Annotated in this window: 26 protein-coding genes and 2 tRNA genes; 15 read left to right on the top strand and 13 right to left on the bottom strand. The window is 53.5% G+C overall.

The features are described 5' to 3' along the window. Positions 1 to 57: 57 nt before the first annotated feature. Together uvrC and uvrY are read right to left on the bottom strand one after the other, a co-directional pair. Entirely contained in the window at positions 58 to 1,890 is a 1,833-nt protein-coding gene (gene uvrC / locus ACIP6T_RS03250) for an excinuclease ABC subunit UvrC (protein ID WP_400455348.1), read from the bottom strand. Next, entirely contained in the window at positions 1,883 to 2,542 is a 660-nt protein-coding gene (gene uvrY, locus ACIP6T_RS03245) for a UvrY/SirA/GacA family response regulator transcription factor (RefSeq protein ID WP_097094301.1), read from the bottom strand. The genes uvrC and uvrY overlap by 8 nt, the downstream gene beginning before the upstream one ends. Positions 2,543 to 2,973: 431 nt before the next feature. Here uvrY and ACIP6T_RS03240 point away from each other — a divergent pair, with 431 nt between their 5' ends. Next, positions 2,974 to 3,201, top strand: coding sequence for a DUF2594 family protein (locus ACIP6T_RS03240; protein ID WP_400455346.1), 228 nt, complete (start codon positions 2,974 to 2,976; stop codon positions 3,199 to 3,201). Between the two features lie 32 nt (positions 3,202 to 3,233). On the opposite strand, the gene ACIP6T_RS03235 is transcribed toward ACIP6T_RS03240, so the two are convergent. After that, positions 3,234 to 3,845 carry an acyl-homoserine-lactone synthase gene (locus tag ACIP6T_RS03235; RefSeq protein WP_008102322.1) on the bottom strand — a complete coding sequence of 204 codons (612 nt, stop codon included), beginning with the start codon at positions 3,843 to 3,845 and terminating at the stop codon, positions 3,234 to 3,236. A 121-nt stretch (positions 3,846 to 3,966) separates the two neighbouring features. Then, the gene (sdiA, locus tag ACIP6T_RS03230) at positions 3,967 to 4,689 is read right to left on the bottom strand and encodes a transcriptional regulator SdiA (RefSeq protein WP_345826922.1); all 723 of its coding nucleotides are present in this window, start codon (positions 4,687 to 4,689) and stop codon (positions 3,967 to 3,969) included. Positions 4,690 to 5,252: 563 nt separating this feature from the next. Here sdiA and ACIP6T_RS03225 point away from each other — a divergent pair. Next, a complete protein-coding gene (locus ACIP6T_RS03225) occupies positions 5,253 to 5,927 on the top strand; it encodes a DUF4396 domain-containing protein (protein ID WP_400455344.1) in 675 nt (224 codons plus the stop codon). Here the strand turns inward: ACIP6T_RS03225 and ACIP6T_RS03220 are convergent, their stop codons facing one another. Further along, positions 5,928 to 6,626, bottom strand: a complete 699-nt coding sequence (locus ACIP6T_RS03220; protein ID WP_345826924.1) for an extensin family protein — start codon at positions 6,624 to 6,626, stop codon at positions 5,928 to 5,930. 283 nt (positions 6,627 to 6,909) lie between these two features. Here ACIP6T_RS03220 and cycA point away from each other — a divergent pair, with 283 nt between their 5' ends. Next, positions 6,910 to 8,301, top strand: coding sequence for a D-serine/D-alanine/glycine transporter (gene cycA / locus ACIP6T_RS03215; protein ID WP_097094305.1), 1,392 nt, complete (start codon positions 6,910 to 6,912; stop codon positions 8,299 to 8,301). A 43-nt stretch (positions 8,302 to 8,344) separates the two neighbouring features. Here the strand turns inward: cycA and ACIP6T_RS03210 are convergent, their stop codons facing one another. Continuing rightward, the gene (locus ACIP6T_RS03210; protein ID WP_345826925.1) at positions 8,345 to 9,319 is read right to left on the bottom strand and encodes a metal-dependent hydrolase; all 975 of its coding nucleotides are present in this window, start codon (positions 9,317 to 9,319) and stop codon (positions 8,345 to 8,347) included. A gap of 23 nt (positions 9,320 to 9,342) precedes the next feature. After that, on the bottom strand, positions 9,343 to 9,978 hold the full coding sequence (gene rutR / locus ACIP6T_RS03205; RefSeq protein ID WP_345826926.1) for an HTH-type transcriptional regulator RutR: 636 nt from the start codon (positions 9,976 to 9,978) through the stop codon (positions 9,343 to 9,345). A gap of 307 nt (positions 9,979 to 10,285) precedes the next feature. On the opposite strand from rutR, the gene rutA reads away from it, so the two are divergent. Genes rutA through rutG form a run of 6 tightly spaced genes read left to right on the top strand, consistent with a single transcriptional unit; the run spans position 10,286 to position 15,236 of the window. Next, on the top strand, positions 10,286 to 11,377 hold the full coding sequence (gene rutA, locus ACIP6T_RS03200; protein ID WP_097097557.1) for a pyrimidine utilization protein A: 1,092 nt from the start codon (positions 10,286 to 10,288) through the stop codon (positions 11,375 to 11,377). Further along, positions 11,377 to 12,087: a pyrimidine utilization protein B gene (gene rutB, locus ACIP6T_RS03195; protein ID WP_097094308.1), complete on the top strand. Its 711-nt coding sequence runs from the start codon at positions 11,377 to 11,379 to the stop codon at positions 12,085 to 12,087. Before rutA ends, rutB begins: the two co-directional genes overlap by 1 nt. Positions 12,088 to 12,129: 42 nt before the next feature. Beyond that, positions 12,130 to 12,525, top strand: a complete 396-nt coding sequence (rutC, locus tag ACIP6T_RS03190) for a pyrimidine utilization protein C (protein ID WP_097094309.1) — start codon at positions 12,130 to 12,132, stop codon at positions 12,523 to 12,525. Then, positions 12,525 to 13,328 carry a pyrimidine utilization protein D gene (gene rutD, locus ACIP6T_RS03185; RefSeq protein ID WP_345826927.1) on the top strand — a complete coding sequence of 268 codons (804 nt, stop codon included), beginning with the start codon at positions 12,525 to 12,527 and terminating at the stop codon, positions 13,326 to 13,328. Before rutC ends, rutD begins: the two co-directional genes overlap by 1 nt. Positions 13,329 to 13,343: 15 nt before the next feature. Beyond that, the gene (gene rutF, locus ACIP6T_RS03180; protein ID WP_400455338.1) at positions 13,344 to 13,865 is read left to right on the top strand and encodes an NADH-dependent FMN reductase RutF; all 522 of its coding nucleotides are present in this window, start codon (positions 13,344 to 13,346) and stop codon (positions 13,863 to 13,865) included. 45 nt (positions 13,866 to 13,910) lie between these two features. Beyond that, a complete protein-coding gene (gene rutG, locus ACIP6T_RS03175; RefSeq protein ID WP_400455336.1) occupies positions 13,911 to 15,236 on the top strand; it encodes a pyrimidine utilization transport protein G in 1,326 nt (441 codons plus the stop codon). Here rutG and ACIP6T_RS03170 read toward each other — a convergent pair. Both ACIP6T_RS03170 and ACIP6T_RS03165 read right to left on the bottom strand, forming a co-directional pair. Further along, positions 15,233 to 16,147 (bottom strand): DMT family transporter, encoded by a 915-nt coding sequence (locus tag ACIP6T_RS03170; protein WP_345826929.1) that lies wholly within the window; start codon positions 16,145 to 16,147, stop codon positions 15,233 to 15,235. The two genes, rutG and ACIP6T_RS03170, sit on opposite strands and share 4 nt — an antisense overlap. 110 nt (positions 16,148 to 16,257) lie before the next feature. Next, positions 16,258 to 16,422 (bottom strand): general stress protein, encoded by a 165-nt coding sequence (locus ACIP6T_RS03165; RefSeq protein WP_071845623.1) that lies wholly within the window; start codon positions 16,420 to 16,422, stop codon positions 16,258 to 16,260. A gap of 295 nt (positions 16,423 to 16,717) precedes the next feature. Between ACIP6T_RS03165 and wrbA the strand changes: the two genes are divergently transcribed. From wrbA to ACIP6T_RS03150, 3 genes are read left to right on the top strand one after another with little or no spacing between them, the layout of a single operon-like run. Continuing rightward, positions 16,718 to 17,317: an NAD(P)H:quinone oxidoreductase gene (gene wrbA / locus ACIP6T_RS03160; RefSeq protein ID WP_097094314.1), complete on the top strand. Its 600-nt coding sequence runs from the start codon at positions 16,718 to 16,720 to the stop codon at positions 17,315 to 17,317. A gap of 21 nt (positions 17,318 to 17,338) precedes the next feature. Continuing rightward, the gene (locus tag ACIP6T_RS03155; RefSeq protein WP_400455331.1) at positions 17,339 to 17,569 is read left to right on the top strand and encodes a YccJ family protein; all 231 of its coding nucleotides are present in this window, start codon (positions 17,339 to 17,341) and stop codon (positions 17,567 to 17,569) included. A gap of 56 nt (positions 17,570 to 17,625) precedes the next feature. Continuing rightward, complete coding sequence (locus tag ACIP6T_RS03150; protein WP_400455328.1) at positions 17,626 to 18,999, top strand: NAD-dependent succinate-semialdehyde dehydrogenase; 1,374 nt, start codon at positions 17,626 to 17,628, stop codon at positions 18,997 to 18,999. Positions 19,000 to 19,052: 53 nt separating this feature from the next. On the opposite strand, the gene agp is transcribed toward ACIP6T_RS03150, so the two are convergent. The 3 genes from agp to ACIP6T_RS03135 form a co-directional block, all read right to left on the bottom strand. Beyond that, positions 19,053 to 20,663 carry a bifunctional glucose-1-phosphatase/inositol phosphatase gene (agp, locus tag ACIP6T_RS03145; protein WP_400455326.1) on the bottom strand — a complete coding sequence of 537 codons (1,611 nt, stop codon included), beginning with the start codon at positions 20,661 to 20,663 and terminating at the stop codon, positions 19,053 to 19,055. 256 nt (positions 20,664 to 20,919) lie between these two features. Further along, a tRNA-Ser gene (locus ACIP6T_RS03140) sits at positions 20,920 to 21,007 on the bottom strand. 37 nt (positions 21,008 to 21,044) lie between these two features. Further along, positions 21,045 to 21,132: transfer RNA gene (locus tag ACIP6T_RS03135), tRNA-Ser, on the bottom strand. Positions 21,133 to 21,354: 222 nt separating this feature from the next. Between ACIP6T_RS03135 and yccA the strand changes: the two genes are divergently transcribed. Next, entirely contained in the window at positions 21,355 to 22,008 is a 654-nt protein-coding gene (yccA, locus tag ACIP6T_RS03130; RefSeq protein WP_097094318.1) for an FtsH protease modulator YccA, read from the top strand. A 98-nt stretch (positions 22,009 to 22,106) separates the two neighbouring features. Further along, complete coding sequence (gene tusE, locus ACIP6T_RS03125; protein ID WP_097094319.1) at positions 22,107 to 22,433, top strand: sulfurtransferase TusE; 327 nt, start codon at positions 22,107 to 22,109, stop codon at positions 22,431 to 22,433. Here tusE and yccX read toward each other — a convergent pair whose 3' ends face one another. Then, on the bottom strand, positions 22,434 to 22,712 hold the full coding sequence (yccX, locus tag ACIP6T_RS03120; protein WP_097094320.1) for an acylphosphatase: 279 nt from the start codon (positions 22,710 to 22,712) through the stop codon (positions 22,434 to 22,436). It abuts the gene before it with no gap. An 85-nt stretch (positions 22,713 to 22,797) separates the two neighbouring features. Here yccX and rlmI point away from each other — a divergent pair, with 85 nt between their 5' ends. Then, entirely contained in the window at positions 22,798 to 23,988 is a 1,191-nt protein-coding gene (gene rlmI, locus ACIP6T_RS03115) for a 23S rRNA (cytosine(1962)-C(5))-methyltransferase RlmI (protein WP_345826933.1), read from the top strand. Positions 23,989 to 24,000 lie beyond the last annotated feature (12 nt).

The raw sequence follows: 24,000 nt of genomic DNA, 5'->3' as shown, positions 1-24,000 counted from the left end.
TGTCTGGTGTGAGTAGGATTTCATGTATGTTCCTACATTGCCCACCCTGTTTCAATGTTAGTGTTTCAGTGAGTAGTATATTTTTTCTGCCAGAGCGACAGAAATGCCCGGTACTTTGGCTATCTCTTCCACGCTGGCATTCATTAGCGGTTGCAGCCCACCCATATACTTAAGCAGCTGTTGGCGCCGTTTTGGTCCCACTCCTTCAATGCTTTCCAGCGCACTGGTGTTCTTCACTTTGGCGCGTTTATTCCGATGACCTGAAATCGCATGATTGTGAGAGTCGTCACGAATATGCTGGATCACATGCAGCGCTGGCGAGTCTGGAGGTAAAGAAACGCCCTCACCTTCCGCTTCAAAGAACAGGGTTTCTAATCCCGCCTTACGATCGCTGCCTTTGGCAACACCGAGTAAAATGGGACGATCTTTATCCCAGGGTACATTGAGCTCGGCAAACACCTGTTTCGCTTGGGCCAGCTGACCTTTACCGCCGTCGATGATAATGACGTCGGGGATTTTATCCTCTTCCAGCGCTTTACCGTAACGACGCCGTAGCACCTGATTCATCGCCGCATAATCATCGCCCGGCGTAATGCCTTCAATGTTATAACGACGATAATCCGAGCGCAGCGGGCCATCGCGGTTGAATACCACGCATGAAGCGATAGTCTGCTCGCCCATGGTATGGCTGATGTCGAAGCACTCCATCCGATTGATGCTGTCGAGCTCAAGGAATGTCGCCAGCGCCGCCAGACGCTGCTGAATAGTAGAGTGTTGTGACAGTTTGGTGGTCAACGCTGTTGCCGCGTTGGTGCGCGCCAGCTTAAGATAGCGCGCGCGGTCACCACGCGGTTTACTCTGAATATTGACTTTGCGTCCCGCCAGGGCGCTGAGCGACTCGGCCAGCAATTCGCGCTCGGGCAGGTTAAAGTCCAGCAGGATTTCAGCCGGTAAGGTGCGCGCTTCGCTGCCTTGCAAATAGAATTGGCCGACAAAAGTTTGCACCACTTCCGTGAGTTCAGTATCCGCTGGCACTTTAGGAAAATAGCTGCGGCTGCCGAGCACTTTGCCCTGGCGAATAAACAGCACGTGCAGGCAGGCCATGCCGGCATCAAATGACACGCCCATCACGTCAAGGTCATCACCTTGATTGGAAACAAACTGCCGCTCGGTAACACGCCGCACGGCCTGAATTTGATCGCGCAAACGGCCCGCATCTTCAAAACGCAACGCCTGGCTGGCGTCTTCCATACGTTTAACCAGCTGATTAATCACCTGATCATCTTTGCCCGCAAGGAACAGCCGCACATAATCGGTTTGCTGCGCATACTCCTCTTCGCTCACCAGGCCCGCAACACAAGGCCCCAGGCAACGCCCAATCTGATATTGCAGACAGGGCCGCGAACGGTTGCGATAAACACTGTTTTCGCATTGGCGAATAGGGAAAACTTTTTGCAGCAGCGCCAGTGTTTCCCGCACCGCGTAGCCGTTGGGGAATGGCCCAAAGTATTCACCTTTGGCATGCTTCGCACCGCGATGCATCGCCAGACGTGGATGGCTATCGCCGCTGAGAAAAATATAGGGGTAAGACTTGTCATCGCGCAGCAATACGTTATAGCGCGGCTGATAGAGCTTAATGTAATTATGCTCGAGCAGCAGTGCTTCCGTTTCAGTGTGCGTTACGGTGACGTCAATATTCTGGATGTTACTGACCAGCACTTCCGTTTTGCGACTGCCCACCTGCGCCCGGAAGTAGCTGGTCAGGCGCTTTTTGAGGTCTTTGGCTTTACCAACATAGATCACCGTGCCGGCCGCATCGTACATGCGATAGACGCCGGGTTGACTGGTCACGGTGCTGAGAAAGGCTTTGGGATTGAAAACGTCACTCACTACTGATTAATGGCTCCGCATTGAACAGGCCATGTCGAATGGCCAAATGCGTTAACTCTACGTCACCGCTGATGTTTAACTTGCTGAACATACGATAACGGTAACTGTTAACGGTTTTCGGGCTGAGATTAAGCTGTTCGGAAATCTCCGTCACTTTCTGCCCGCGGGTAATCATCAGCATAATCTGCAATTCCCTTTCCGACAAACAGCTAAACGGTGATTCGGCTTTTTGTGGCTCAATCTGGCTCAGCGCCATCTGTTGAGCAATATCTGAGGCGATGTAACGCTGCCCCGCATGTACTGAGCGAATTGCACTCACCACTTCCTGCGGCGCAGCGCCTTTACTCAGGTAACCTGCAGCACCCGCCTGCATGACTTTAGCGGGTAGAGGATTTTCGGTATGAATGGTCAGCATGATGATGCGGATATCAGGGTTGTAGCGCACGATTTTACGCGTTGCTTCAAGTCCGCCGATACCGGGCATGTTCATATCCATTAACACGACGTCAACCGGATTGTTGCGGCACCATTTCACGGCGTCTTCGCCACAGGCCACCTCACCTGCAATGACAAGTCCCTTCATATCTTCCAGAATGCGGCGAATACCGGCGCGTACCAGTTCATGGTCATCAACAAGAAGCAGGCTGATCAACGGGACGTACTCCGCAGGTTAGTGAAGGGAAATATATTATTGGTGAAACATCTTACCGGGTTTCAGGTGGAAAAAACATCTATCACACCAGATAAATCTCAAATGAAATGATGCAAATCAATTACATTGGTCTGTTAAAGGCATTTAAGGAAAAATGCATTAGCATGCGCAAATTATGAAGTAAAATTGTGACTAATATCATTATGTTATAATTTATAGCTCGATTTTATTGCTTTCTTCTGTTTGCCGAATAAATAACGGCTTCTCCCCCTTTTCAATAGCGGCAAAATAGCACCAGGTCCAATTAAACCCCACGCGTAGTTTTACCGTTTCGTCTGCATTAAATTCGTTGAACAACCCTATGATATACTCTCTTCTTTACGCACAGGAAGAATGTGTCCCCATTGAGTAACACCACCAAGGAGCCAATTATGAGTGATGAAGATTTTGCAACTTCACGTGACACACAAGCGCTGGCAGACGAAGTCGCCTGTCTGAAGATGATGGTGACATTAATTCTGAAGGGAATGGGTCAAGCCGATGCCGGTAAGGTGATCATCAACATGGAGCGTTATGTACAGGCCTATTTAGGCGATAAGCCTCAGGCGGAAGTGTTTAACAACACCATTCGTCAGATCAAAACCGCTTACCGCCAATAAGCAGTATGCCCCGCGCGCGATGCGCGGGGTGTTTAACTGTGTGATTGCCAGTTCACCGATACGCCCAGCGACGGCAACACTTCTTCCGGGCTAAAGCGTCTTGTACCGCGGTATTTCTCCGCCAGTGCCGGTTGGTCAACCGGAATGCGAATAGCAAAAAGATTATCTTCTGATTGGATCAAGCCCGGAGACAGCGGCTCGTACACCACTTGATGCTGTTCAAACATCTTCTCCAGCATCGGCGTTGCCGAGCTGATTAAATACTCCATCCCGCTCAACTCGGCTAACTGTACCGAGTGCCACAAAATGCTTAACGGCAGCTCCGCATCCACTTCAAGGCGCGCCGAAAAGCGCGACATTTCCCACACTTTCTCCTGATCAAAGGGTAGAACAAACCCTTCTGGCACTTCAGGCTCATGCCATGGCAGCAGGCGTGCACAGCCGCATATCCCCTGACGCGCGTTCCAGGCGATCAGCCAGGTCACATCCGAACGATCAAAACGATCGTATTCCTGCCCAGGCGTACTTAATCTTGGTGGAATCGACCACCCTTCGCCGCGCGCAAAAACGCTATACCGATACGTTCCAAGTTCTGCCAATAGTGAGGACGGCATATCCTTAAGCTGTGTTTGAATTACTTTCATCATGCGCCTCTGACATCCCCATGTATGCAATGATTTATTTGAGCCAGCCTGGCAACATTGCGCGCAGGGTAGACAACTGACTGTGGAGAAGGAACTACTAAAATTGGTAGTTGCCTTTTCGCTAAATCAGGCCAATCGCTGCCGCATAACAGGCAATCTGCGTTTTATTGGAAACATTAAAACGCTTTTGCATATTCTTTTGGTGAAAATTCACCGTATGTTCAGATATTGCTAAAATAAGTGAAATTTCCGCAGAGGTTTTTCCTTCTGCCGTCCATTTCAGGATTTCCAGCTCACGCTGACTAAAATCACTCGATAAAACGACCATTGAATTGTCGTTAAGACGCTCTAACACGCGCAAACTCAGTTCCGCCAGAAGATGCAGTTTTACTTCTAGCTGTAGGCGCAAATGCTGAGTCTTACTGTGAAACTGTGATGCAATAGATAATATACCAATGGTTCGATTTGGTGCCATTGCTGAGCAGGAAAAGCCACTTAGCAAACCTGCAGCGTTGGCTTCAGCCCATAAATTACCCGCATTGGTAAATAAATCGTGCGTCCACTCCACTCCTCTGCCCGGTCTCTGGCAGAGTAATAACACCGGATCGACCGCATAATAGTTCTCAGTTTCGTAGCGTTTCACCCAGCTTTCGGGATACGTACTAAACAAAAAGAGTCGTGGTCGGGTAAAAGGCACCGGATGCTGGACCAAAAAAGCAAAGTAATCAAAACCCAGCATTTCAATCTGGGTTTGTAAAAGTGATTTCAATTGCATCACTTCTGTCACTGCCTGAAATTCATTTTCCATTTCGCCTCGCCAGGCGAAATAATTATCGGTCGTCATTATTGCCTTAGCGCTGTTTCACGCTTTCACGCCTTGTAATTTGTTCGGGTTAACGCAAAAAATAAATTAACTAGAGTAAAAATATTGATTGAAAAGAGAGCAAACCTGTAAGCAATGAGTAAAACCCTATTATTGTCAACGCGTTAACATCAGAAAAAGGAATCAGCTCACGCTATTTGTAAGCGAGCTCACAACTTTAATTCCTTATCAGATTAGAATAGGATTTTTCTGAAGTAGTTTCAATCACCCTATTCATCGAAAATGAACATCCAACCGATAAATTTCAGCATCGTCATTAACTAAAATTATCAAAGGTCGGAGCAGATTCTTTTGCTGAGAAAGGGGGTTATACAGAGAATGAGTTTCAACTTAATCTTAATTCCACTTATTTCTGCGGATGAGGTAAGGCAGCATCGCACGGTGTGATTTATCTCAATCTAATTTGCGGCTACGCTTATTACTTGAGAACAGTGTTGTGTATCACCCGTTGCAAGGGGAGACAATGCCGCTCGGTACGAAAGGCGCTTTGTCACAGGTAGTTGGGAAAATCAGCGGAACAGACTATGTTGAACCAGTTGGCATTACCTTTCCTTGTGTTGGGCGGTTGCACTGCCCTAATGATTCTTAAAGACCTTTTTCGCCATCCCCATCCGGTTGCGGTTATGAATATCATTTGGCCCTTAACCGGTTTGTATATGCCTTTTATTGGATGGCTTGCCTGGTGGTATCTGGGCCGCAAACCTTCTCATCAGCTGAAAATTGCGCTGCTGATCCCACGTAAAATGCAAAAAACGACGAACTGGCAAACCATTTTTATTTCCACCTCGTTAACCGCAGCGGCTTGTATATTCGGCGATATGATGACAATCCCGATAGTCACGCTGCTGAAACACTTTGCAATTACACCTGCCCTTTGGATGCAAGCAATTATTTGCGTGATAGTTTCATTGTTTATTGGATTACTTTTCCAGTTTCTCGCCATTCGCCAACGTGAAAAACATTCATTTTATAGCGCCTTATTGATCGCTCTGAAAACCGAAGTTTTCCCTGTGCTGATATACCAGTTAGGGATTTTTTTCTTTATGGCATTGGCTCTGAAATTCGTTCTTGCGCAGCAGATTAACCCGCTGCTGATCGTATTCTGGTTTATGCTGCAACTGGCGATAATGATTGGCTTTCTTTTCTCATGGCCAGCTAATCATTTTCTGATAAAACGTGGACTTAATCCCGTTGTGTAACTAACGGCAATAACCGGTCCCGCGCATGCCAAGATGGAAGTGACTGGCATGCGCGGCGTTGTAATCAGGCCCCAGCGCATTGCCGAATGTCGCGCAACCATTGCGCCACAGCGCATGCAAACCTGCAGCAGCATCCTCTGGCTGCTGCCAGTTCTTACCTACCTGTAACCAGCGACCATTCGCCAATTGAAAGCCGGTAACATCCCAGGCATCGGCGCTGGCGTGCTCACTTAATCTTCCTTCCTGTCGATGATAAATATTACGGCAGGCATAACTCCCTACGTGGGAAATCCGTTTCAGCGGACTGGTGATACCTGCCTGGCGCAAAGCGTTCTGGCTATTAATCACGAACAGCGTGCTGGTCACCGCCATCGGGCAGCTAGCAAGAAAGCTACTGCTAAGGGTGACGTCACCGTAACCGCTAATACGCAGCGGCTGTTCAATGGGGCAATCACCTTGCATTGGCGGCACCGCGCGGAATTGCACCAGCCGCTGTTCGCTGGCCTGCCGCATCACCGCCATACAGGCAGCCGGATCGTTACTTAACCTCTTTAGCTTGTAGCGCGTCATCCAACCTGGCGGATCGGTTACGTTAAGCGGCGTAAAGGGATTCCACTGCGGCGGCAGATGGATCTTCAACCACGGTAAACTGAGCCAGCCGCAAACAGCCAGCAATGCCACGGCGAACAGAGCGCGCACAGTGCCTCACTTTTCCTGACGAAATGAATAAACAAGTGTAGAGGTCGCGTGGCAGGAGAGCGGCGTAAATGTCTTACTTGTTGAAGATTTACGCAAAATGACGCTGCTTTATACCCTGTAAATATTTGCTGACAGAGCAAAGCTCGTAAAAGGTCACAAAAGGTAAAAAACCATTACCGAAACAGCCTGGCTTTCCACTATCTTATGCCCCTTGCCCTTACAAAGGCACATACCTTATCAGCCAAAAGAGCTGACACAACATCCCGACAGGAAAGAAAAACTTATGGTTGATCAATCGAAAGAGGCGCTAGTTGAGGCCGAACAGCCGGATAAGCTCCAGCGTAACCTGCATAATCGTCACATCCAGTTAATCGCTATCGGTGGTGCCATCGGCACCGGGCTATTTATGGGGTCGGGTAAAACTATCAGCCTGGCCGGCCCTTCGATCATTTTTGTCTATATGATCATCGGTTTTATGTTGTTCTTCGTCATGCGCGCCATGGGCGAACTGCTGCTCTCCAACCTCGAGTACAAATCCTTCAGCGATTTTGCCGCCGATTTACTCGGACCGTGGGCGGGATATTTTACCGGCTGGACCTACTGGTTCTGTTGGGTGGTGACCGGCATCGCCGACGTGGTGGCGATCAGCGCCTATTTCCAGCTATGGTTCCCGGATTTCTCCATCTGGATGAGCGCCCTGCTGTGCGTCTTTGTCTTCCTGGCGTTGAATATCGCCACGGTGAAGTTATTCGGTGAGATGGAGTTCTGGTTCGCGATTATCAAAATCGTCGCCATTGTCGCGTTGATCATTACCGGTGTTGTGCTGGTGAGCATGCATTATCCCTCCCCGAACGGCGGCACCGCCTCATTGAGCAATATCTGGGATCACGGCGGCATGTTCCCGAAAGGGCTGAGCGGTTTCTTTGCCGGTTTTCAGATTGCGGTTTTTGCTTTTGTTGGTATTGAACTCGTAGGTACCGCCGCGGCTGAAACTAAAGATCCGCATAAAGTCTTACCGCGTGCCATCAACGCTATTCCGCTGCGTATCATTATGTTTTACGTGCTGGCGCTGATGGTAATCATGGCGGTAACACCGTGGAATCAGGTGTTGCCGAATCGCAGCCCGTTCGTTGAGATGTTTGTGCTGATTGGCCTGCCTGCCGCGGCCAGCATCGTTAACTTCGTGGTGCTGACATCAGCGGCCTCGTCCGCGAACAGCGGCATCTTCTCTACCAGCCGCATGCTGTATGGCCTGGCAGAACAGGGCGTGGCGCATAAAGCCTTTGGACGCCTCTCGGCGCGTGCGGTGCCGACGACCGGTCTGTTCTTCTCCTGCCTGTGCCTGCTGGCGGGCGTGGCGCTGATTTATCTGATTCCGGATGTGATGACCGTATTTACCATGGTCACCACGGTGTCGGCCATTCTGTTTATGTTTGTCTGGACCATCATCCTGTGCAGCTATCTGGCATACCGTAAGCAGCATCCGCAGCGTCATGCGGAATCGAAATTCAAAATGCCGCTGGGTAAATTTATGTGCTGGGTCTGCATGGCGTTCTTTGCCTTTGTACTGGTGCTGCTCACGTTGCAGGAAGATACCCGTCAGGCGCTGATGGTGACGCCGCTGTGGTTTGTGATTCTGACGATGGGATGGTTGTTGCGTCGTCGTAAGGCTTGATTTTCACAGCCAAAGGCCCGGTGATTTCACCGGGCCTTTCTCGTTATAACCTCTCTAGCAATTTTCGCCACGCTTCGCCTAAAGCGGGACGCAGCGAAGGTTCACGCTGTGGCGCCACCTCAGGCGACTGCGGCGATCCCAGATTGAAGGTGAAGGTGTAATTCGGCTCTTCCCCCATGCGCAAATCGCTAATCAACGTTCGCTCGCCCTGCTGCTGCATCGCGTAGAAACCATGGCTAAACCACGCCACGCGTTCGGCGTGCCATTGGCCTTTAAACGGGACAAACAATTCAGGTTGACGATCGTGCCAGCTTATGTGCAGCGGGCGACCCGGTGATAACAGCGACCAATACGCTTCGCCATAACGATCCGGCGTCATAATCACCGTGCGCCACACCAGCGTATTAAACGCCGTCGGCGTCACCAGAACCTGCTCAGGCTGCACCGCTTGCTGCGCCAAATCCTGCTCAATGTGCTGCGTGGCGATGTGTTGTGCCACCATGCTCCAGCCGAGATACAGCGTACTCACTAATAATCCCATCCGATTCCAGCGCAAGCCCACGGCATCACGTCGCCACAAGGCGATCAGCAGTGCAATTAACAATGGCAAGGTATACAGCGGATCGACGATATACATGCTGCCAATGGCATAGGGGAAGTCGGTAAGCGGCAGACCCAGCTGGGTGCCGTAAACGGTAGTAAGATCCAGCAGTGGATGCGTCACCAGCGCCAGCCAGATTGCCAGCGTCCAGCCGCGCCAGTGAGTTCGACTGCGCATCGCGCCCGCCACCAGCCAGCCGAGCAGCGGCGCGATTAAGGTGAGAAATATCAGCGCATGACTTTCGGTGCGATGCAGCGTCATATTGCGGATGGCATCGCCATGATCGATAAATACATCGAGGTCCGGCAACGTGCCGGCGATCGCGCCCACCAGCGCCGCCTGCCAAACCGGCACGCGTTTGCCCATCACGGCGACGGTAACTGCCGCACCTAACGTCAGCTGCGATAAGGAATCCATGCTCTCTCCTTGAAAAAGCGGGATCAGCGCACGCGGATCCCTTCAATAATCATGCGCTGTACGTTCTCCAGCGTCTGTTCAAAGAACGCCGCATCGTGCAACGTTTGGCCAGTAATCGCTTCCACCTGCGAGGCGAAATCCGCGTAGTGCTGCGTGGTGGCCCACAGTAGGAAAAACAGGTGCTGTGGCTGCACGCCCGCCAGGCGACCTTCGGCGATCCACTGCTCGATAATTGCCGCCTTCTCATCCACCAGCGCCTTTAAATCACCGGCCAGTTCACCTTTCAGCAACGGCGCACCCTGCAACATTTCCAGACAGAACAGGCGCGAGGCCTGCGGGTGATCGCGCGAGACTTCCAGTTTCAGACGGATATATTGGCGAATCGCCGTCAGCGGATCGTGATCGTGCTGCAGCGCACGCAGCGGTGCCAGCCACACATCGAGGATCTCTTTCAGAACCGCCACATACAGCACTTCTTTCGACGGAAAGTAATACAGCAGATTGGTTTTGGAGACATCGGCGCGCTCGGCCACTTTATCCAGGCTGGTGCCGTGAATGCCGAATTGCGAGAAGAAGGCTAAGGCCGCTTCGAGTATGGCCGCCCGTTTTGCGGCGACCGCACGCGAGCGGCGTCCCGGTTTTTTTTCATCGCTTTTCACACTGTTACCTCATCCGTCCTGCGTAAATGCATCATAACAAAGGCCTCCTTTCCTGCCTAATCGCCCATCTGCACCTTTTTTGACCATGCGGCGCATGAAAAACGTGCAGAAGTTTTTGACCAAACGGTCTGTTTTGGACCAATCACTCCAGTTTAAAACCGCCAATATTTTTAACACATTGTTGTATAAGCCTTTTAAAAATGTGGCACAGCCTTTGCAGAATTGTGATCGAGCGCCGCCCGTAGGATGCGTGCAGGAAGCAGCGCAGCGCGTGAAGCAATCCCCGTCTAATGCAGAGAGGTTTCACATGAAAATTGGCGTCTTTATCCCGATTGGTAATAACGGCTGGCTGATCTCCACCCATGCGCCGCAATACAAGCCAACCTTTGAGCTGAACAAAGCGATTGTGCTGAAAGCAGAGCATTATCATTTCGACTTTGCGCTTTCGATGATCAAGCTACGCGGCTTTGGCGGTAAAACCGAGTTTTGGGATCACAACCTCGAATCCTTCACGCTGATGGCGGGCCTCGCGGCAGTGACCTCACGTATTGAGATCTACGCAACCGCCGCCACGCTGACGTTACCGCCAGCGATTGTCGCGCGTATGGCATCCACCATTGATTCCATCTCGAATGGCCGCTTTGGCGTCAACCTTGTCACCGGCTGGCAGAAGCCGGAATACGAGCAGATGGGCCTGTGGCCGGGCGATGCCTACTTCTCCAGCCGCTACCAATATCTGACCGAATACGTCACCGTGCTGCGCGATTTATGGGGCACCGGCCAGAGCGATTTCAAAGGCGAATTCTTTACCATGAACGATTGCCGCGTCAGCCCGCAGCCGCAAAAACCGATGAAGGTAATCTGCGCCGGGCAGAGCGATGCTGGCATGGCGTTCTCGGCGCAGCATGCCGATTACAACTTCTGCTTCGGCAAAGGCGTCAACACACCAACCGCCTTCGCACCTACCGCCGCGCGCATGAAACAGGCCGCCGATAAAGCCGGTCGTGATGTCGGTTCCTATGTGCTGTTTATGATTATCGCCGCCGAAAGCGACGACGCCGCACGCGCCAAATGGGAGCACTACAAAGCCGGTGCCGATGAAGAGGCGCTCGCCTGGCTCACCACCCAAAGCCAGCAGGACACTAAATCCGGCAGCGACACCAACGTGCGCCAGATGGCCGATCCCACCTCCGCCGTCAACATCAATATGGGCACATTAGTCGGCTCTTACGCCAATGTGGCACGAATGTTGGATGAAGTTGCATTAGTCGATGGCACGCAAGGCGTGCTGTTGACCTTCGACGACTTCCTGCAAGGCATCGAAGATTTCGGTGAACGTATCCAACCATTAATGCAGTGCCGCCACAATTTGATTGCATCCCAGCAGGAGGTTGCCTGATGAGTACCGTTGTTTGCGCCCATACCGAGAGTTTACCGAACATCACTTTGCCCGCGCGCCCGGAAGCTATCGCGTTGCCGCCGGCGCAAAGTGCGCTGATTGTGGTGGATATGCAGAACGCCTACGCCACCGAAGGAGGCTATCTCGACCTGGCGGGCTTTGATGTCTCTGCCACTAAACCGGTAATTGCCAAAATTCACCAGGCAGTGACCGCCGCGCGCGCCGCCGGTATACAGATCATCTGGTTCCAGAATGGCTGGGACGATCAATACGTGGAGGCTGGCGATGCCGGTTCCCCCAATTTCCACAAATCCAACGCGCTGAAGACCATGCGCAAACGTCCGGAACTGCAGGGCACGCTGCTGTCGAAAGGCGGCTGGGATTATGCGCTGGTGGATGAACTGGTGCCGCAGGCCGGCGACATCGTGCTGCCGAAACCGCGCTACAGCGGCTTTTTCAACACGCCGCTCGACAGCATGCTGCGCAGCCGCGGCATTCGCCATTTGGTGTTTACCGGCATCGCCACCAATGTCTGCGTGGAATCGACGCTGCGCGACGGCTTCTTCCTTGAGTATTTCGGCGTGGTGCTGGAAGACGCGACTTATCAAGCGGGTCCGGCGTTCGCCCAGCAGGCCGCAATTTTTAATATCGAAACGTTTTTTGGCTGGGTAAGCGATACCGATACGTTCTGTGAAGCGCTAAAAAGCTAATGCGCCGTTGCACCTGCAAACCGATAAAAAGAGGATTTCGCCATGCCTAAGAGTGTGATTATTCCGCCCGGCAGCGGTACGCCGATTGCCCCGTTCGTGCCCGGCACCTTAGCCGATGGCGTGGTGTATGTTTCCGGCACCTTGCCGTTCGATGCCAGCAACAATGTGGTGCACGTGGGTGATGCAGCGGCGCAAACGCGCCACGTGCTGGAAACCATCAAAAAGGTGATTGAAACCGCTGGCGGCACCATGGACGACGTGACGTTCAACTCGATATTTCTCACCGACTGGAGCAACTACGCGGCGATAAACCAGATTTATGCCGAATACTTTCCCGGCGATAAACCGGCGCGCTTCTGTATCCAATGCGGACTGGTGAAGCCAGATGCCTTGATCGAAATCGCCACGGTTGCCCACATCGGCAAGCAGGAGGCCTGATGCATCTGGAGATCCAGGGTTTAACCGATAAAGATGCGCCGACGCTCGTGCTCTCTTCGGGCTTAGGCGGCGTAGCCGGTTTTTGGCAGCCGCAGCTGGCAGCACTGACGCCGCATTATCGCGTAGTCACCTACGATCAGCGCGGCACCGGCCGCAGCGCGGCTACGTTACCGGATGGCTACAGCATGGCGATGATGGCGGCGGAACTGGCCGACGCGCTGGAACAACGGGGCATTGAATATTACGACATTATCGGTCATGCGCTTGGCGGTTTGATTGGCCTGCAGCTGGCACTGAATTTCCCCTCGCGCGTGGGCCGCGTGGTGGTGATCAACGGCTGGCTGTCGCTGGATGCGCATACGCAGCGCTGCTTCCAGGTGCGTCAGGATCTGTTGATGAACGTCGGTGTTGAAGCCTTTGTACGCGCGCAGCCGCTGTTCCTGTATCCCGCTGAATGGCTGGCGCGTAATCAGGCGCGTATTGCGGCGGAAGATGCGCACCATGTGGCCCATTTTCAGGGCATGGAAAATCTGCTGCGCCGTTTACACGCGCTTAAAAGCGCCGATTTCCGTGCGCAGGCGGCGCGGATCGCGCAGCCGGTATTGGCGATTTGCAGTCAGGACGACCTGCTGGTGCCGTGGAGCTGCTCGCCACAGCTGGCGCAAGCCTTGCCCAACGGCAGCCTGATTGAGATGGCCTGGGGCGGTCACGCCATGAGCGTGACGGATGCCGACAACTTTAACGCGCTGCTGTTGCGCTGGCTGGCCGATACGGCTACGCCTGCCCAACGTGCGGCCAGCTAATCACAGGAGCCGCTGATGAGCGTGCACGAACTACCTATTTTACCCCTTGTGGAGCGCGATGCGTTTCGTAACGCCATGGCGTGCTTAGGCGCAGCGGTGAATATCATCACCACCGATGGCCCCGCCGGACGCGCCGGTTTTACCGCTTCAGCGGTGTGCAGCGTAACCGATACACCGCCAACGTTGCTGGTATGCCTGAATCGTTCGGCATCGATTTGGCCGATTTTTCGTGATAACGGCTATCTGTGCGTCAACACGCTGGCCGCCGGGCATGAAGCACTCTCGACGCTGTTTGGTGGCAAAACGCCGATGGGAGAACGCTTCGCGGCAGCCGAGTGGCAAACGCTCGCCAGCGGTTCCCCACTGTTAGAGGGCGCGCTGGTGTCGTTTGACTGCAAGGTCGCGCAGGTGGTGAGCGTTGGCACACACGACATTCTGTTTTGCGAAGTGCAGGCGCTGGTGTGCAACGATGAGACGCACGGCCTGGCATGGTTTGACCGTGGATATCATCACCTTTTACGGCAGGATGCCCGCTAACGCCGCACTGTGCGGCCCGCTTTCACTGACACCCTGGAGATGACGATGGCGAGTTCCTGGTTCCCCCGCTGGCAGAAAAAGTCAGCCTTAACCGATGATGGGCTGATCGCGCCGGATGAAACGCTGCCGTTGGCGCAGACGGTCGTCCTTGGCCTGCAGCATGCTGTGGCAATGTTTGGCGCAACGGTATTGATGCCGTTGCTAATGGGACTTGACCCCAATCTGGCGATTCTGGTTTCCGGTATCGGTACGCTGCTGTTTTTTGTCGTCACCGGCGGTCGCGTACCCAGCTATCTCGGCTCCAGCGCGGCGTTTGTGGGCGTGATTATTGCGGTAACCGGCTTTAACGGCCAGGGACTCAATCCCAATCTGGCGCTGGCGCTCGGTGGCGTAATCGCCTGCGGCGCGCTCTATACGCTGATTGGTCTGGTGGTGATGAAAGTCGGCACCGGCTGGATAGAACGCCTGATGCCGCCGGTGGTGACCGGTGCGGTGGTAATGGCAATTGGCCTCAATCTGGCACCGATTGCGGTACACGGCGTATCCGGCTCGATGTTCGACAGCTGGATGGCGGTGATGACGGTGCTGTGCATTGGGCTAGTGGCGGTGTTTACGCGCGGCATGATCCAGCGCCTGCTAATTCTGGTAGGACTGATTGTAGCGTGGGCGATCTACACGCTGCTGACCAACGTGCTGGGTTTCGGCAAACCGATGGATTTTAGCGGTCTCGCCAATGCGGCGTGGTTTGGTCTGCCGCATACCACCGCGCCGATCTTTGATATGCAGGCCATCGTGATGATTGCGCCCATAGCGATTATTCTGGTGGCGGAAAATCTTGGACACATTAAGGCTGTGGCAGGCATGACCGGACGCAACCTCGATCCGTGGATGGGCCGCGCATTCGTCGGCGATGGATTAGCAACCATGTTATCCGGCTCGATGGGCGGCAGTGGCGTGACGACGTATGCCGAAAATATCGGCGTGATGGCGGTGACCAAAGTCTATTCGACCTTAGCTTTCGTCGCGGCGGCGGTGATTGCGCTGGTGCTCGGCTTCTCACCAAAATTTGGCGCGTTGATTCACACCATTCCCGGTCCGGTGATTGGTGGCGCATCGATTGTGGTGTTTGGTTTGATTGCGGTAGCAGGCGCGCGTATTTGGGTGCAGAACCACGTCGACTTCAATCAGAACGGCAATTTGATCATGGTGGCGACCACGCTGGTGTTGGGTGCCGGTGATTTTGCGCTGAAGATTGGTAGCTTCACTATTGGCGGTATTGGCACCGCGACCTTTGGTGCCATCATTCTTAACGCGATTTTGCAACGACGCGGCGCCGCATTGGCGAACCAGGCGGCACGGCAACATCCTTAAGGTTCGAGCGGTGCCTCATCGGGCACCGCTTTCTTCCGACGGATACGCAGCTCGCTGACGATGACCCCGCACACAATCAGTGCCGCGCCCAGCAGCGCAGCGGCAGGCAAACGCTCCCCTGCGATACGCCCTACTACGCCCGCCCAAACCGGCTCCCCGGCATAAATCACCGTAGCACGCGTTGGCGATACGCTACGCTGCGCCCAGTTCATCGTCACCTGGATTAATGCGCTGGCCGCACCTAAGCCCAGCGCGCTGAGCAGCAGTGGCATTGACATGGCAGGAACCGATTCACCATTCGGGATCATCAAGACGAAGGCACAAGCGGATGCGACCATCAGCTGGATCAGCGTCACCCGACGTACATCGACTTGTCCGGCATAGCGGCTAATCAGGATGATCTCGGCTGCGATAGCCAGCGTGCTGAGTAAGGTAGCGATTTCGCCTGCATTTAACGTCAGGCTACCATCCTGCGGACCGGCTACCAGCACCAGACCGGTAAATGCCAGTAAAATCCCCAGCCACGCCATCAACCCCGGTGGACGACGCAGGAACACCCACTGCAACAGCGGCACCACCGGCACATACAGCGCGGTGAGAAACGCCGATTGACTACTGGAGATGGTCTGCATGCCCCAGGTTTGCAGCCCATAGCCGCCGGCAATCGCCACACCGATCAGCGCGCCAGCTTTAATTTCCAGCCAGGTGACCTGCTTAAGATAGCGACGGAAGAAAAACGCCAGCAGTAGCGAAGCCGTGGCAAAACGCAGCCCTACGAAGAAAAACGGACCGGAATGCGCCATCGCTCGATGCACCACCAAAAAGGTGCCACCCCAAACCATGGTAATAAAAATGAGCACCAGCTCCTGACGCGAAATGCGTAAGCTGAAACGAGAGGATGAAACGGACATAACGCACCAAAAGAGTGAATTGGCGGTCAGTTTGCTTAGAGAGAATGGAAATTGCAATGATTGTTACCGCCGGGCTAACCCGGCGGTTGGGGGAATGGTGAACAGACGCGCTATTTTTTGCTGCGACTGCGTCCCCCCTTTTCACCTGCTTCAGAGGCGCGTTGCGGGTCGTTTCTAAAATTACCCCCGCTGTTTTTGCCGCCTTTACGACCTGCCTCTGCGGCTCTTTCACGATCTTCTGCGAAATTGCCTGATCCTCCACGATGTTGCGCCATCATTTCCTCCAGGATTGAGCATTCAGGTTGAGGACTTTTCACAATGCCGCTGCGAAAAGCAGGGTGAGGATATACCGCTCACCTGTTTAAAGAATAGCCAATAGCATGATAAATCCCGCCCCGTATTCATACTTTGAAACACATAATTCACTCATTTATCTGCTAAAAGCCAAATTTACCGCCGCGTTACAAGCAGTTAGACGCGCATTATTGGCGTCTGGTCATCCTCTGTACAGCAGCCTACGCAGGCTCTTCTATACTTCTGAGTACTCATCACCCCAGCAGGATGAAAACAATGGCAAAAATTTTAGTGCTCTACTATTCGATGTACGGACACATTGAAACCATGGCGCAGGCCGTGGCGGAAGGCGCAAAGCGCGTAAGCGGTGCAGACGTTACCATTCTACGCGTGCCGGAAAGTATGGACGCGGAGCGTTTTGCCCAGGTTGGCGGCAAAGTCAATCAGGCGGCACGTGAAGCTGTGCCGGAAGATCTAACGCAGTACGATGCCATTATCGTTGGCACCCCTACTCGCTTCGGCAATATGGCGGGTCAGATGCGCAATTTCTGGGACCGCACCGGTGGGCTGTGGGCCTCGGGCGCACTGTACGGCAAAATCGCCAGCGTCTTCGCCTCAACAGGCACTGGCGGCGGACAGGAACAAACCATCACCTCGGTGTGGACCACCCTTGCCCACCACGGCATGGTTATTGTTCCCATCGGCTATGGCACCAAAGAACTTTTTGACATCTCGCACGTGCGTGGTGGCACGCCTTATGGCGCAACCACGCTTGCCGGCGGAGATGGATCACGTCAACCCTCGGCGGAAGAATTGGATATAGCCCGTTACCAGGGCCAACACGTCGCCGAACTGGCGGTAAAGCTGCAAGGATAAAATCCACAACAGGAGACTTTTATGACAACAGAACAGTCGAAAGATCATCACGTGGGCGAATGGGCTTCGCTGCGCCATACATCGCGCGAAATTGCTGAAGCCATTTTTGAGGTAGCCAACTACGACGAACGTTTGGCAGAGCAGATCTGGAGTCAGCAAGGCAATACTGACGTGCTGATTCGCGCTTTCAAAAAGACCGACCAGGATGTTCTGACCTGGGACGACAAAACCGTTGAGCGCAAAAACGTTTGAATTCTGGGCGGGCAATGTCCCGCCTTCGTTATCTTTATATCTCCAGGGAGTCCTGTATGTCAGCCTATCAAAGTATCAATCCGGCCAACAACCAACTGTTAAAAGCGTGGAACGAGCACGATGATGCCTATGCACAGCAGGCACTGAAAACCGCTGATGAGCTTTTTCATTCCGCGTGGAGCAAAGGCGATATTCAGCCCCGGCTGCAGGTATTGCATCGTTTAGCCGATTTGATCGATCAACGCGCTGAAGAACTCGCCACGATTGCCAGTAAAGAGATGGGCAAACTTATTGGGCAGAGCCGCGGGGAAGTGAAAATCTGTTCACAGATCGCCCGCTACTACGCCGAACATGCCGCCACGTTTTTACAGCCGCAGCCCTATCAAAGTGATGTCGGTGACGCCTGGCTTGAATATCATCCGATTGGTGTGATTGTTGCCGTCGAACCGTGGAATTTTCCTTATTACCAGCTGATGCGTGTACTGGCACCGAATCTGGCGCTGGGTAACCCGGTGCTGGCGAAACATGCCAACATTGTGCCGCACTGCGCTGATGTGTTTGAGAAACTGGTAGCCGAAGCCGGAGCACCTCAAGGTGCCTGGACTAACCTGTTTATCTCTACCGATCAGGTGGCGGATTTGATTGCCGACCATCGCGTACAAGGCGTGGCGCTAACCGGCTCCGAACGTGCTGGCAGCGCGGTAGCTGAGCAAGCGGGTAAACACCTGAAAAAATCAACGCTGGAACTGGGCGGTAACGATGTGTTCGTGGTGCTGGACGATGCCGATATTGATGAAGCGGTTCGCCAGGGCGCACAGGGCCGCCTCAGCAACTGCGGCCAGGTGTGTACTGCGGCCAAACGCTTTATTCTGCATGAGAAAATTGCGGACACCTTTATGGCGAAATTCAGCGCCGCCCTGCAGTCCGCCACGCCGGGTGACCCGCTGGATGAGAAAACCACGCTGGGTCCACTTTCCTCGAAAGATGCGCGCGATCGCCTGGTAAAACAGGTGGATGACGCGGTGAAACATGGCGCGCGCGTAGAGTTTGGCGGCCGTGCGATTGAAGGTGTTGGCTGTTATTACCAGCCCACGGTCCTTACTGGGTTAACACCGGAAAATCCAGCTTACTATCAAGAGTTCTTTGGTCCGGTGGCACAAGTGTATGTTGTGGCAGACGATCGCGCCGCGGTAGCGCTGGCTAATGACTCTAATTATGGCCTTGGTGGTTCAGTGTGGACGAAGGACATCGCCCGCGGCCGTAAAATGGCCTCACAAATTGAAACCGGCATGGTATTCATCAATTCACAGAGTGATACCTCTGCCGAGCTACCATTTGGCGGGGTAAAACGTTCAGGCTATGGACGCGAACTGTCAGATCTAGGCATCAAAGAGTTTGCCAACCAAAAGCTGGTGGTCGTGGCTGGCTAAATTAATCAGCATAAAAAACCCCGCCGAGGCGGGGTTTTCTTTTGGTATCAACTTTAGTTACTGGTTGTCGGTGCCGGTTTGGCTGGTTCTGCCGGCTTGGCTGGCGTCGCATCCGCTTGTGCTTTCTGCGCTGCGGCGGGATCGGCTTTAGCTTTGTCATCTGCCGCTTTTTGTGCAGTGGCTTTCTCTGCTTTAGCCTTATCGTCGGCTGCTTTATCGGCTTTCACTTTTTCTTCTGCCGCTTTGGCCTCAGCTGCTTTTTGTGCCGCTTCTTTATCCGCCGCCGCTTTATCCGCTGCTGCTTTGTCTGCTGCTGCTTTATCAGCCGCGGCCTGATCTTTCTGCTTCGCGTCATCATTAGCAGCTGCTGGTGCAGGCTGTTCCGCCGGCGCTGGGGCCGCAGCGGGTTGCAGCGGTGTACCTTCCAGTGCACCATTCAATGCGCCAGAGAATTGATCCCAGCTGCAATAGCCGTTGGCATCCGTTTCACAACCTGCCAGTTGTAGCGTGACACGCTTTGGTGGATTCTTCAGGCTCAACACATCGGCATCGCGCAGCTGATCGGCGGTTTGATACACGTACTCAATTTTCAGCAGATCTTTATTGTTTTTCGCATCGTGCCAACGCTCAAACACAACCTGACCGCCAATTGGCGTTTTCTCATCGTTGCCCGGCAGCTCATAGGGCTTCACCTGCAGCGCGCTGAGTAAAGAGGCAATGTTGGAATCATGCCCAACCATCAGCGTCACTTTGGGCGCATTGGCTTTGTCCTGATCGACTAACTGGCTGCGGATATAATCCACCAGCGGTGCGGCCACTTCGCGCGCCACTTCAGGAGAGGCAAACAGCGCATCCTGATAACCGTTTTTGATCGCCGCCAGCTCTTTCCACTGCTCAGGTGTTTTAATCTGTCCCCACGCCACCTGATCGGCCGGGAAGCCTTCGTAATATTGCAGCGTGAACGCATCCACCAGCGAATTGCCGATCTTCAGCGGTCCATTCACGTTGGGCTCTTTACCGTTATCCGCGCTGAAAGTGTTATCACCGCTGCTCAAATCACACTGCTTTTTGCCATTACAGGCCGGTGCAGATTTGTAATCAACGATTTTTTCCAGGCGCTGGAAAGCCGGCTTAAGCGCCAGTTTTTCATTCGCGGCTGTCATCGCCGCCAGCGCTTTCTTATTGAACTCATCGCTGCCGTCGGTAACCACGGGATTGAAGATAGGATCCATGGTGCCCATCGCATCCTGATGCGTAACCGCGATGTCACATCCAGGGAAAGCGCCCGTGATAAAGTACTGCGCGGTAGCAACAGTGCGCTGCAGGCTGTTAGCGTACACAAAGACATTGCTGCTATCTGGGCACGTGCCATTCTGTACCAGGCCCTGCTGCGCCAGCCACTGACGGGTGTAATTACCCATGTAAACTTCCAGCACGCCACCTTTGGTGGTTAACTCACCACCCGCAACATCCCACTGCGGCCAGCTTTTTTTAGTGGATTGCTCCAGCACGCTACCGTTATTCGCTAACGGTGCACGCAGATTATGACGGCTTAACATCAGCACCTGCTGGAGTTGCATATCTCCATCCGCCGCGTAGGCGGACATGCCCATCGGGAGCGCAGCGATGACTGACAACGCGCAAAGACTCAGTTTATTGATCATTGTGCCTATTCCATAATTCATCAGTGAAACACTCTGGCTTTCAAACGATTAGCTCGCCAAAGAGCGAATTACCGCACAGTGTAACCCAGCTTGCATCGGAAAATCGCCAGATGTTTGCAAAAACCGTGAATGGAATATAGCAGTAAACGCGCGTGCCGTCGGGCAACGGCAGCAGATTGAAAAGCAACGCGATGTTTTTCGGAATCTATGAACGCAGAAAAGCAAAAAGCCCGCATTGCTGCGGGCTTCTTTAATATGGCGGAGGAACAGAGATTCGAACTCTGGGATGGTTTCCCATCGACGGTTTTCAAGACCGTTGCCTTAAGCCACTCGGCCATCCCTCCGGATTGTTTTTTTGTTGCGTCACTCTGCAAGAGTGAGTGGCGGAGAGACAGAGATTCGAACTCTGGGATGGTTTCCCATCGACGGTTTTCAAGACCGTTGCCTTAAGCCACTCGGCCATCTCTCCGCAACGAGGCGCACTATAAACACCCCCCCGATAGATGTAAAGCCCGTATTGAATCGTTCGGCTGAAAAACAGCCAAATTCTATTTTTTCGGCGTCAAATTCGCCATTCTGCTCAGTGAAACAGCAATTTATCGCGTAAAGATGGGTAAAACGCCTTTTCTCTCTTTGAGACGCTGCGTATCCTCTTGCCATATTTGGTGTTTCTCTCTTTAAGGAGCGCGTGATGGAAAGAGTTATTAGCTCGTCGCAGCAGTCGTTAATCAGCACCCACAAAGTGCTGCGCAATACTTATCTCCTGCTCGGCTTTACGCTGGCATTCTCTGCAGTGACCGCCACGCTCAGCACGGTGTTTGCCCTGCCTTCACCGGGCTTGATTCTGATGCTGGTTGGTTTTTATGGCTTGATGTTCCTGACGCATCGCCTGGCCAACAGCCCTGCAGGTATTCTCGCGGCCTTCGCCTTCACCGGTTTTCTCGGTTACTGCCTTGGCCCGATCCTCAGCTCGTTTCTTACCGCAGGCATGGGTGATGTGATTGCCATGGCGCTGGGGGGGACCGCGCTGGTGTTCTTCGGTTGCTCGGCCTATGTGCTGACGACCCGCCGCGATATGTCTTTCCTCGGCGGCATGATGATGGCGGGCTTTGTGGTACTGCTGGTAGCCGTGGTTGCCAACATTTTCCTGCAGCTGCCTGCGCTGCATCTGGCCATTAGCGCCCTGTTCATCCTGTTCTCTGCTGGCGCCATCCTATGGGAAACCAGCAACATTATTCAGGGTGGCGAAACCAACTATATTCGCGCGACCGTGAGCCTGTATGTATCGCTGTACAATATCTTTGTTAGCCTGTTGAGCCTGTTGGGCTTCGCTAACCGCGATTAAATTAGCGCAACCGTTGTTAAACCCCGCTTCGGCGGGGTTTTTGCTTTTTATGGCCGGCCGAACTTACAATGTGCCGATTAACGTAATGAGGAACAACTGTGATTTTTGCCGGTAAAGAGATTGCCACCGACGCGGAAGGCTATTTGAAAAATAGCGCGGACTGGAGCGAGCCGCTCGCCGCCGCTATTGCGGAGCAGGAAGCGATCGTGATGAGTGAAGCGCATTGGGAAGTTGTGCACTTTGTCAGGGCGTTTTATCAGGAATTTAATACCTCACCCGCAGTGCGCATGCTGGTAAAGGCTATGGCGCAAAAATATGGCGAGGAGAAAGGTAACAGCCGCTACCTGTTCCGCCTGTTTCCGGAAGGTCCAGCAAAACAAGCCACCAAAATCGCGGGATTGCCAAAACCGGCTAAGTGCCTGTAATCAACCGGTAGTAAAACGGGTGGGGTGCTCTGTCGGCTGATGCGGCTCCACCAGCACTTTATCCACGCGCGCGCTGCGCGGCCCACCTGCTTTTAACCAGCTGATTAATGCATCGACCTGCTGCGCTTCACCGGCAGCCAAAACCTCAACGCTGCCATCCGCCAGATTGCGTGCATAACCGTTAACATTCAATGCCCTGGCCTGGGTTTGTGTGTGATAGCGAAATCCCACGCCCTGCACGATGCCATGCACCCAAATTTTACAGCATGTGGTTGCCATTACGTTCTCCCCTCACCTTGCGTTGCAATTTGCCGCCATCCGCCGGAAAATGGCGCCTCATTTTTTCAGGTAAGCATAGCAAACTATGACCGTTCGATTGATTCTCGCAAAGGGACGTGAAAAATCCCTGCTCCGCCGCCATCCATGGGTGTTCTCGGGTGCCGTTGCACGTATGGAAGGTAAAGCCCAGTCTGGTGAAACCATTGATGTCTGCGATAGCAATGGCAAGTGGCTGGCTCGCGCCGCGTATTCTCCGCAATCACAAATTCGCGCACGCGTCTGGAGCTGGCAGCAGGATGAGTCAATCGACATCACCTTCTTCGTGCGCCGCTTTGAGCAAGCGCAGCTGTGGCGTGACTGGCTGGCAAAACGCGATGGGCTGGATAGCTATCGCCTGATCGCCGGTGAGTCTGATGGTATGCCAGGCGTTACCATCGATCGTTTCGGCAACTTCCTCGTGTTGCAGCTGTTGTCAGCCGGCGCCGAGTATCAGCGTCCGGCCATTGTCTCAGCGTTGCAACAGTGCTTCCCGGATTGTGCTATATACGATCGTTCGGATGTCGCGGTACGTAAAAAAGAGGGACTGGAACTGGCGCAAGGGCCGGTTTCAGGTGAACTGCCGCCACCGCTGCTGCCTATCACCGAGCACGGTATGAAGTTGCTGGTAGATATACAGGGCGGTCATAAAACCGGTTATTACCTCGACCAACGTGATAGCCGTTATGCCACGCGTGGCTACTCTGAAAACGCCCGCGTGCTGAATTGCTTCTCCTACACCGGCGGTTTTGCGGTTTCTGCGTTGATGGGCGGCTGCCGCGAGGTGATCAGCGTTGATACGTCGCAGGATGCGCTCGACGTGGCGAAACAAAACGTTGAGCTGAATGGCCTCGATGTGTCGCGCGCGCAGTTCGTGCGTGACGATGTATTTAAACTGCTGCGCCGCTATCGCGACAGCGGGGAGAAGTTTGACGTAATCGTCATGGATCCGCCGAAATTTGTCGAAAACAAGAACCAGCTGATGGGGGCATGTCGCGGTTATAAAGATATCAACATGCTGGCAATTCAGCTGTTGAATCCCGGTGGCGTGCTGCTGACGTTCTCTTGCTCTGGCCTGATGCCGACCGATTTATTCCAGAAAATCATCGCCGATGCCGCCGTAGATGCTGGTCGTGATGTACAATTTATAGAGCAGTTCCGTCAGGCAGCCGACCATCCAGTGATCGCCAGCTATCCTGAAGGGCTTTATCTGAAAGGTTTTGCCTGCCGCGTGCTGTGACTTGAAAACGCT

Source organism: Pantoea sp. NPDC088449, assembly GCF_044753225.1.
Classification (GTDB): domain Bacteria; phylum Pseudomonadota; class Gammaproteobacteria; order Enterobacterales; family Enterobacteriaceae; genus Pantoea; species Pantoea floridensis.
The sequence above is the reverse complement of the archived record's forward strand: the minus strand, read 5'-3'. Positions and strand labels throughout refer to the sequence as shown.